Source organism: Mycobacterium sp. IDUB_19, assembly GCF_055419445.1.
This window is the reverse complement of the sequence record NZ_JBVAXR010000065.1, coordinates 1-9413: the sequence shown is the minus strand read 5'-3', so window position 1 is coordinate 9413 and position 9413 is coordinate 1. Positions and strand designations below refer to the sequence as shown.

Sequence of the window (9413 nt, the reverse complement as noted above, 5' to 3'; positions counted from 1 at the left end):
CCTGGTCGAGCAGGCCATGCAAGCCATGACGCCGCAGTTCGCGAGCTTGCTCGACACGCAGAACCTGGTCGAGCAGGCCATGCAAGCCATGACGCCGCAGTTCGCGAGCTTGCTCGACACGCAGAACCTGGTCGAGCAGGCCGCGCAAGCCTTGGCCTCCTCGGAGGCCCTGGATGTGCAGAACCTGATAAATCAGGTCGACTGGGACGCGGTGCTGTCGAGCCCCGAAGTTCAGCAAATCATGGACGCGGCCCCGCGAGTCCTCGTACCCCCGAGCCCCGAAGTTCAGCAAATGATGTACGCGGCCGTCGGCACCCAACTGGGTGGCGCTGAGCAACTAATCTCAGCGGAAGACTCCGGCACGCCGATAGAGGCGAACCCACCTAACGTTGCCGAGCAGGTGCGCCCTCTGAGTCCAGCGGAAGTTGTTGCCGCTCAAACTCTCTTGTATACGAAGATTGCGGCAGTCGTGGCGATACTCTCATTCATCCTGGGTGTTGTTGTGGCCGTGCATGGCTGGTTGTCTCCCAAGACAACGAGCCCGGTCACCAATCAGACGACGAACTTGACGAATAATGAGACGACGGTCAATGTGACGAACTTGCCACCCGCACCGCCGTTTTGCGGTCCACCCGGGCATTAGTGCAGCTTCGTGTGTGTCGACACGAGGGATGGCAGATTCCGTATGGTGCGTGCACATCGACAACAACGCCTAGCGGCGGCGCTGCTTGCGGGCTGTGCGCTGCTGCTGCAGAGGCCGTCCCGCCGATTGGCGCTACAGCGAGATTAGAAATAGCTTGCCGACGGCGAGTGCGCCCCGTTTTACCGCCCTTCGGTGAGCCTGCGATGAACAAGCTAGCTAGGCGGCTCGCGGGTCGAAGGCGAAACGAACAATTTTGTGGTCGGTCTCCGGCGCTTGCGGCGGACACTTGCTAACCGCACGGTGCCGCCCGTCAGTTGCACGCTGCGCGGGCGCGTTAGGCCGTCGCGCGGCACCTGCATCTCGACGCGGCGATTCCCATTCCTCAAGTTAGGTCGCCAAGGCCCAATCACTTCTCCTTCAGAACTTTGGCCGGTACGACTACGGTGAATTCTCATGGCGACCTGTCCAAACGGCCACAAGAACCCCGACGCTCAACATTTCTGTGGCGAATGCGGTGCGCGGATTGAACGCGCAAGCCAACCAAGAGCGCTCGTCAAGCTCTCCACCGAAATCGGCTCGAAACTAGAGGATTTCGAGAACGGTCGAATCAGCCTGTCGGAGTTCCAGACGTTTCTGGACAGCGCCGACGCTTCGTTGGCTAACGCGACCCAGGCAACCACGCGGTCTACGGCGCGGAGTAAGACCGATGCTCCGACGGCAGACAGGACTGGCATTTCTCCAACGTCTAGCAAACCGGTTTCTCCAAAGCCTGGCACGCCAGCTTCTGGAAAACCGGCCAATGTGGCTTCTCCAATGTCGGGCATGCCTCCGTTGTCCGACTGGCCGCCCAACGCCGCGCCGTACTATCGCCCCTCTCTGTTTGCCGCCATCGCTGCGAGCGTGGGCGTCATGCTGGGCAGCGTCGGTCCATGGATGAACGCGTTCATATTCACGTTGAACGGTCTCGATGCTGGAAACTGGGGCATAACCACTCTGACCCTCGGAGCAATTTCCTGCGTTGCACTACTCACCGAGTTGTTCTGGCTGCGTACTAGGTTCGATTCGCGCTGGGCAGTTCCGCTCGCGTGGGCGCCGTTCGTTGTGGGAGCGGCCTGCGGGGGCTGGGCGGTGTCGTTCTTAATTAGGCTCATGACAGTCCCGAAGGAAAGTCTCTTCGGCGTTCCCGTTGGTCCGTCAGTCGGGTGGGGGCTATGGCTGCTCGCCGTGTCGTCTGCCGTGTTATGCGTCGCCGCCTGGGTCGTGGCGAGGCAAATTGCAAAGGGTGTTGATGAGTCAACCGGACAAGTCTTAACGCGATGGACTTTCAATTGGCAAACAGCCGCAGTTATTGCGGCGTCCTTAGCTCTGGTCTTTGGGGCCGGCTACATTTGGACCCAAAGGGATAGTGGGCCAGGCGTCACGCATCCATCGCCTAACGACCTTCCTACATTCCCGACATTTCCAAATCTTACTTCGACGCCGACTGTCACAACGCCGCATTCGTGATGACGGTCTTTAGTTCTCAGATGGGCCTACGATGCAAGGTCGGGCGCTCAGATCGATAAGTGACGCGACTCTGAGGTGATCGAGGTGCACCTCTCACGTTGCTGCAGCCGTGGTACACGAAGACTAGAGACAAGAGATGGGGCCTTTCGGACAAACAACTAGCTATTCGTCCTCGGAGATCTCCGCTTCATTCACGACTACTATGCGGAGCGCGAGGGTCTTGGCTACCTCATCTAGAAACCGAGTGCTGGTGACAAACCACTCGCGTCCCGCTGTCCTGGCAACACTCCGATGATGATCTGCCGCTTCGAGGAGTCGGTGGAAGCGGTCTTCAGCGATAGCTGATGACTGTGGCTCCGTTCGGTAAATCCTGAGCAAGATCGGCTCTTCTGGCAGTGCAGTTGTGCGGGTTTGGTTCATAAATCGTTGGATCACGTCGCTGTCGCTACGCCCGACCTTCATTAGCGTTCGGCCGCTCTTCTCATACGGGTACCGCAAGTACTGAGGCAGCGCGTAGACATAGATCCCCGGCAAATTTTCGGACTCCGCGCGTTCCGTTTGCGCTTTCGCCTGCTCGACTTCAACTGTCCGGGCAGTCTCGTCACTGGCACGACGTTCCAGCTCGGCAAGGTTTCGTTCAAGATACCTATGAGCCTCAGACGACCAATCATGGTTCTTGAGGAACCGGCGGAAGATCCGCGCAGTTTGTAAGGCGAGAGTCGGTGCCGTTGCCAGGTCGCCGTCAGTAAGAGACAGGATTGCCCTCGTGTTGTTCGAAACGAACCCGGAGGTAGCAACACCAAGTTCGGCGGCGATGTCGTCAGCACTAAGTCCACGATCCCGCCCGCGAAAAACTTCACCTACGCGAGATTGGTCGTTGCGAAGGAACTCGACGATCTCCGCCTGTACCTCTGGACAGGGCCGAACTGCCCCAAGCTCATCGTCAACTTCACGCGGCGCTACCGATTCATCGCTGATGTTCATGTCTCCTCTTTTTAGTCAAGCGGCCATCACCATAGGTCGGGTATCTGTCACCTTCAGGGATCAGCCGGGCCATGTGGTGTCGGGCTAGAGCGGAGGGTCGTCTAGGGCGCATTGATCGCACTAGTTGAACGCAATTGGGCGTAGATCCCCATCAGATCGACGCACTTCTGCAGCCCCGCCCCGTCGGGAATTGAGTCACGGACGAACTTCTCCCACGGCGATGGCGGATTCATTCGGGCCGAGTGGCTTGCCGTCGTCTTGGATCAGTTCCAAGGCTTTCTCGGCGCAGGCGTGGATTGTTGGCTCGTTCGGCGTGTCGTTGCACCTGTTCATCAGTTGGTCCAGCAGCACCTGCTCCTGCGGGCTATAGCTGTCCGCGTGAGCGGCTGGCGATGCCAAGCCTGCGAACACGGTCATGACCGCAGCAGCGACGGCGAAGAAGTTCAATTCCTGCTCCGCTACCAAGTAGCCCGACTCAAGGAACCGCGTTACTTAGCGACAAAGAAGACGGGCTTACCGGCAAATCCGGTGGACACGGTCCACAGTCCGTTCGCACCGGCAGGGACAGCCACGCATTTGTTCCCTTTAGCCACCCCGCCTTTGTATAGGTCGCCGACATCGTTAACCGGGTCGGGGATGACTCCGCAGTAGCCATCATAGGTCCGGTTGTCTGAGCCCACGAATTTGACGGTGACGCCAAACGTGGGATTGCCGGTTTTGTCTCCGGTGTAGGTAGCTGTGACTGGCACGATCCAGTACTCCATGCCCGCCTTAGGCGGGTTGTTGAACTGGTTTGTCGCCGCAATCTCGGCCCCTGCCTCGCGGGGAGGTCCGAGCGCAATTTGCCAGTCCTGGTTACTGACAGTCTCGCCGATGGGAAGCGGGTTCTCCCTGCTGCCCTTACTGCTCGGCTGAGGGCCAGGGCCGCTCCCGCCCCCACTAGTTGCCGTCGGGGAAGACGGCGAGAAGTCTGATTTCTGGAAGGCGTTGCCGAACGCGTTCCCGACCACAGTGAAGAAAACGGTGACGCCAACCACGGTTCCGATAACTGAGACTATGACCGCAGCAATGGTTGCGCCCTTCGTCTTTCCGGACGGGAACAACCCCACAATGCCGAGGATGAACGCGATAGGTAGCAGCACCCATCCGACGATGAGTGCTCCTGGGATGCAGGCAAAAATGAATCCAATGATGCTGAGGATTAACGCGATTAACCCCAGCACGTTCCGTTGTTTCCTCACCGCTTGAGGGCGAGCTGACGGCAGATACGATGGTTCAGAGCCAGGAGCGCCGGCCTGCCAGCCCGGCGGCGGATTCGTCACCATGGCGCGCCTACCGTGACGTTGCGAGGTTCCAAGTAGCGCACGAGTTCGTTTTGAACCCAACGTCACTTGGCGCGATGGTCACGTATTGCTTGCCCGAAGCAGTGTTGTCGGACGCGATGATCTGCCCATCGCCGCTGAAACCCGACAAGCGATACCAACTGCAATACCCAGGATTCGATGAAACGTAGGAGCCAGGCTGGATATCGACACCAACGGCATAAACGCCGTCTCCTGGGATGGTTGTGCTTGGTTGGCTAGCCGGTGTCATAGACGCCAAGCTCCACGTGGAGCACGAGTTCGTTTTGAATCCAACGTCACTTGGCGCGATGGTCACGTATTGCTTGCCCGAAGCAGTGTTGTCGGACGCAATGATCTGCCCATCGCCGCTCAGGCTCGACAGCCGATACCAACTGCAATACCCAGGGTTCGATGAAACGTAGGTTCCAGGTTGGATATCGGTGCCGACGGCGTACGTCCCGTCTCCCGGGATTGTTGTCCCTGGTGCAGCATTGACTGATGGCGGGAGAAGTAACCCTGCCACATTCGCTATCGCGAACGTTGTGGCCGCCAAGGCTTGTGGGCAGATACCTAACAGCTTCATATTTCCTCCCTGGGGCGCGGGTTTGGCCATCATCTTTGGCAATGCAAGCTACTCAGCTCTGCAACGTAGCGTCCTGCGGCCAGTGGTGTACTGAAATTGCGGCGTCTCATACAATTGGAGATCCTGCTTCCCAGGGAAATCCGCAGTGTTGGAGTGGGCGTGTCTGTCACTGTGTCCGCAGCAGTTTCGATCACCATGCCCAACATGATGGGTGACCTCGCCGTGGATAGATGGCGCACAGCGGCGCGCCAAGCCCCCGGAGTGGCCCTTCGACTTCATCAAAATATGGAGGTGCTCCGACTTGTCTTGGCTCCATCCCTACCTGGACACGTATTGGACCATAGGTTCCGAGTCCACCTGGCCATCCGGCGAAATGATGTTCAGCACATTGGGCCGCACCTGATAGCGTGTGCCGTCGGCGGGATTGGTGACGTCGAAGCCGGTAGGTGTATGGACTGCGTTCGGGAGTTCGATACTGGCTCCGTCGCTGACGCGAACTCCGCGGTAGTAATAGTTTCCAGAGCCAGGCTGGCAGACAACGAGTAAGGATTTGGTGGTCTGGGCCATAAGGGCCGGCGGATTTCCGGGGTCGCAGCGGGCCTTGGACCCCAAAAAACCCAACGCATCAGTTCCTGGCAGGTTGGGCCGAGGAGTTGAGATGGCGGGCTGGGTCTTGGTGAGCGCCCATGGTGTGCAACCCGAGGTCCGGAACAGCGTTGTGTTGCGGTCGATTTCGGCTTGCGGCGACCCCTGGGAGTATGAGTTGAAGGTGCCGGTGTTGATGATGTTGCCCGCGGCGTTGTAGGTGGTGTAGATGCATGGATTGGCAGCGATGCCGTTGCTGAACTGGCCGGTTCCAAAATCGATGCTCGCGCCGTAGGTGCCGTAGGGCATCGTGGCCGGAATCGCGTAGGCGCCAGGCGGGTAGACCGGGCCAGCGGGGTTGATCCCTCCAGCGACGGCGACGGCTGACATGACGCACTGGGCTTGGGGAGATGACTTCAGGCAGGCGGCCCATCCTTGTTGTCCGACGAGGGCGGGTTCGGCTTGTTGACCGGTGTCAGGCTGCCACCAGTAGCCGTCGGGGCCCGATACGCATCGGACGGTCGTTCCGCTGTTGGAGATGGTGATGTTGTTGTGCTGCGCGTGGCTGCATGACGATCCTTCGGCTGGGCCGGTACTGGCCGGATCGACGGGTTGACCGTCGGGCTGCGGAACAGCGGGTGCGCGGTTGATGTTGGGGGCGGGTACGGGGGCTGGTGCAGTAGGCGGCGGCGAACTCGACGTGGCGGAGTCGGTGCGGCGCTGCTCCCATGGACGCCAAGTCAATGCAACGACCGCCGTCAGGACGACCGCGATCGCCGCGGCAGCGACTAGCGTCAACCGGCGTTTGTCACGAATCGTCTCTGCGGGTTTTGGCATAACGGATGGTGGCGGTTCATCTGTCGAAGGTTCGCCTGTGGAAGCTGTTGAGCGGCCGATGGGCGCCGCTATGGTGGCTCCAGCCGACGTCGGCAGCGCCGCATTCTGGGTCTGCTCGGCGAGGGCCCCCGCGAACTCGCTGCAGCGCGCGAATCGGTCGTGGGGATTCTTGGCCAATGCGGCGGCTAGCACGGCGTCCAGTGCCGCGAGTTCGGGTCGCGTGTCTGCCAGCGGAGGGGGAGCTGTATTGAGGTGTCGGCTGATCACGACCGCCGGGTTGGAGTGAGGAAATAACCGAGATCCAGTTAGCAGCTGATAGGCCGTAGCGGCTAGCGCGTACTGATCGGCACGGCCGTCGATCTCTTCGCCCATCAATTGTTCAGGTGCGGCGTAGGCGAGTGTGCCCACGGTGAAGTTGGTCGCGGTAAGTCCACTGATTTCTCCGAGTGGTCGCGCAATACCAAAGTCCGCCAATAGGATCCGCCGCTTGCCGTCCTCAGGCTCAGCGAGCAAGATATTGGCAGGCTTCACATCGCGGTGCAACAGTCCACGTTTGTGAGCGTAGTCAAGTGCGTCAGCGATGGCGGTGACAATGGCGCACACGTCCTGCACTGGCATCCCCGCCGGGTAACGGTCCTTCATCAGCTGCCCGGCGTCGGTGCCCTCGACGTAGTCCATGGCGATCCACAGTTGGCCATCGAACTCGCCGCGATCATGTACCCCAACAATATTGGGATGCGACAAGGTGGCGGCCAAGTCAGCTTCGCGACTGAATCTCTTACGGAACTCGGTGTCCGCCGTCATCCCCTCAGAGAGGACCTTTAAAGCGTATTGCCGCGGCAACCTTGGATGCTGACCAAGATAGACCTCGGCCATGCCCCCCGACCCGAGTAGCCGAATGATTTCGTATCCGGCGAAAGTCGTACCGCTCCGCAACGGCATGGGCCGATGCTACATAGCCATCCCGTAGCTTTAGCGTGCAATCGCTTAGCTGGTATCAGCGCAGTTCCGTGGCTCCGGCTCAAGGCGTGGCATCCCTTCACTAGTTATACGCGGACTGGCTGGGGATGGGGTGGTCGAAATCCCTAAGCCGCGACCATCCGCGACCATTGATGGGATCGGGCCAGTAGTGGGATCGGGCCAGCCCCGTGGGTCTTGGCATATGGGTCCGCGCTGTGCCTACGCGGCGGATACTGCTAGTCGGCAGCGGAAGGGGTGTCGTGGTTGCAGCAAATGTCCGCGCCGGATCGATATTCGGCAAGTACAAGCTCAACCGGTTGCTCGGGCAGGGCGGCATGGGTGAGGTGTACGAGGCCTACGACACCAGTAAGGACCGCACCGTCGCGCTAAAGATCCTGCGCCAAGAGCTCTCCAATGATGAGCGCTTCCGCAACAGATTTCAGCGCGAATCCCATGCTGCGGCGATGCTCGAGGAGCCGCACGTCATCCCGATCTACGACTGGGGCGAAACCGACGGCAGTCTGTTCATCGACATGCGGCTCGTCCGCGGCCAAGACCTTCACGATTTACTCAAGCGAGGCCCGCTCGAGCCCGAACGTGCGGTCGCGATCATCCGTCAGATCGCGGCGGCCCTGGACGCCGCCCACGCCCAGGGCATGATTCACCGCGACGTCAAACCGCAGAACATTCTGATCACCTCGACCGAAGACTTCGCCTACCTCATCGACTTCGGGATCGCGCAAAACCTCGATGACACTCGGCTGACGGTTGCCGGCTCTGCGATCGGGTCATTCGCCTACATGGCACCGGAGCGGTTCGAAGACCGGCCGACGACTTCGGCGGTGGACGTCTACTCGTTGGCCGCTGTACTTTATGAGGCCCTAACCGGCCAGGCCCCATTTACCGCTGGCGGCGTCGAGCAATTGATCGCCGCCCACATGTCCGCGCCCCCGCCGCGGCCCAGCGTGGTCAATCCCCGCGTGCCGCCCGCCTTCGATGACGTGATTGCCCGCGGGATGGCCAAAGACCCCGACGACCGCTACGGCAGCGCGGGAGCGCTGGGCCGCGCCGCGCAACGTGCCCTGACCGGAGCATCCTCGTCCGGGCCCCACAGCGGACCCTTTGCGGCACAACCGGGTCCTGACATCGCCGCCGGACCCGGGCTTTACGACGGTGGGCCTACTCGCCCGGCATGGCAAGCTGGCCAACAGGCCCGCCAGGGCGGCCCGTGGCTGGTGCCGACGGTGATCATTGTCGCTGCCGCGCTCGTCTTGGGCGGTATCGGTGTCATCATCGGGTTGCTCGCCCAGCAGAACGATCGTCCGCCCACGACCCTTACGCGGACGGCCGGCCCAACAGCAGTGTCGCCGACCTCCGATCATCCCCAGGGCCCAACGTCGGTGCAGCTAGTCCCACCCCTATCGCCGCCGCCACCCCCCTCTCTTGCACGCCCGCCGCTGATCAGCGGCCCCGATAACAGCGCCAACCATGAGAGCTGCAACTATGGTTGGTCCCTCAACAACATCACGGGATGGGGCAGCCACGCCGGGCGTGGAACACCGGAGACATCGTGCTACTTCGCTGGCAGTGTGCTTACGTCGTACTGGAACAAGTACGGCAACGCCACGCGGCAACTACGCACCGTATCAGCGCCGGGCGCCGTCGATTGCAACACTGTTGACGGGGCCGCGTGCGACGGATCGAACTTCGTGATGCAGTGCGCGACGTATGGTTCCGACGACTGGATTACATGCAGTGGCGGCAACAACGCGCGGGTTTATCTCTACTGACGGTCGCATCGGCCCACGGGCAGTGCCCCCAGATGCTGAGTCAACCAGCTGCTTATTTCGGTGAGATCCGACGCAGGCTGATCGAACAGGTCGAACATTATTGGCGCTGGTCAAACGTGGAGCCGATGACGGGAATCGAACCCGCGTATTCAGCTTGGGAAGCTGATGTTCTGCCATTGAAC

At 60.6% G+C, this 9413-nt stretch carries 6 protein-coding genes; 2 read left to right on the top strand and 4 right to left on the bottom strand.

Features of this window, described 5'->3' with window-relative positions:
- On the top strand, positions 1–643 hold a 643-nt coding region (locus ACZY0B_RS25880; protein ID WP_463767092.1), incomplete at its 5' end, for a hypothetical protein.
- Positions 644–2311: 1668 nt separating this feature from the next.
- Here ACZY0B_RS25880 and ACZY0B_RS25875 read toward each other — a convergent pair.
- The 4 genes from ACZY0B_RS25875 to ACZY0B_RS25860 form a co-directional block, all read right to left on the bottom strand.
- Positions 2312–3133, bottom strand: a complete 822-nt coding sequence (locus tag ACZY0B_RS25875; RefSeq protein ID WP_463767091.1) for a GIY-YIG nuclease family protein — start codon at positions 3131–3133, stop codon at positions 2312–2314.
- 195 nt (positions 3134–3328) lie between these two features.
- On the bottom strand, positions 3329–3580 hold the full coding sequence (locus ACZY0B_RS25870) for a hypothetical protein (protein ID WP_463767090.1): 252 nt from the start codon (positions 3578–3580) through the stop codon (positions 3329–3331).
- A 41-nt stretch (positions 3581–3621) separates the two neighbouring features.
- On the bottom strand, positions 3622–4356 hold the full coding sequence (locus ACZY0B_RS25865; protein WP_463767089.1) for a hypothetical protein: 735 nt from the start codon (positions 4354–4356) through the stop codon (positions 3622–3624).
- A gap of 1021 nt (positions 4357–5377) precedes the next feature.
- The gene (locus ACZY0B_RS25860) at positions 5378–7423 is read right to left on the bottom strand and encodes a serine/threonine-protein kinase (RefSeq protein ID WP_463767088.1); all 2046 of its coding nucleotides are present in this window, start codon (positions 7421–7423) and stop codon (positions 5378–5380) included.
- 353 nt (positions 7424–7776) lie between these two features.
- Here ACZY0B_RS25860 and ACZY0B_RS25855 point away from each other — a divergent pair, with 353 nt between their 5' ends.
- A complete protein-coding gene (locus ACZY0B_RS25855; RefSeq protein WP_463767093.1) occupies positions 7777–9231 on the top strand; it encodes a serine/threonine-protein kinase in 1455 nt (484 codons plus the stop codon).
- Positions 9232–9413 lie beyond the last annotated feature (182 nt).

Excerpts from the sequence above, each read along its gene's own strand:
- ACZY0B_RS25875 (WP_463767091.1), bottom strand. The coding sequence starts at position 3,133 with ATGAACATCAGCGATGAATCGGTAGCGCCGCGTGAAGTTGACGATGAG.
- ACZY0B_RS25860 (WP_463767088.1), bottom strand. The coding sequence starts at position 7,423 with ATGCCGTTGCGGAGCGGTACGACTTTCGCCGGATACGAAATCATTCGG.
- ACZY0B_RS25855 (WP_463767093.1), top strand. The coding sequence starts at position 7,777 with ATGGGTGAGGTGTACGAGGCCTACGACACCAGTAAGGACCGCACCGTC.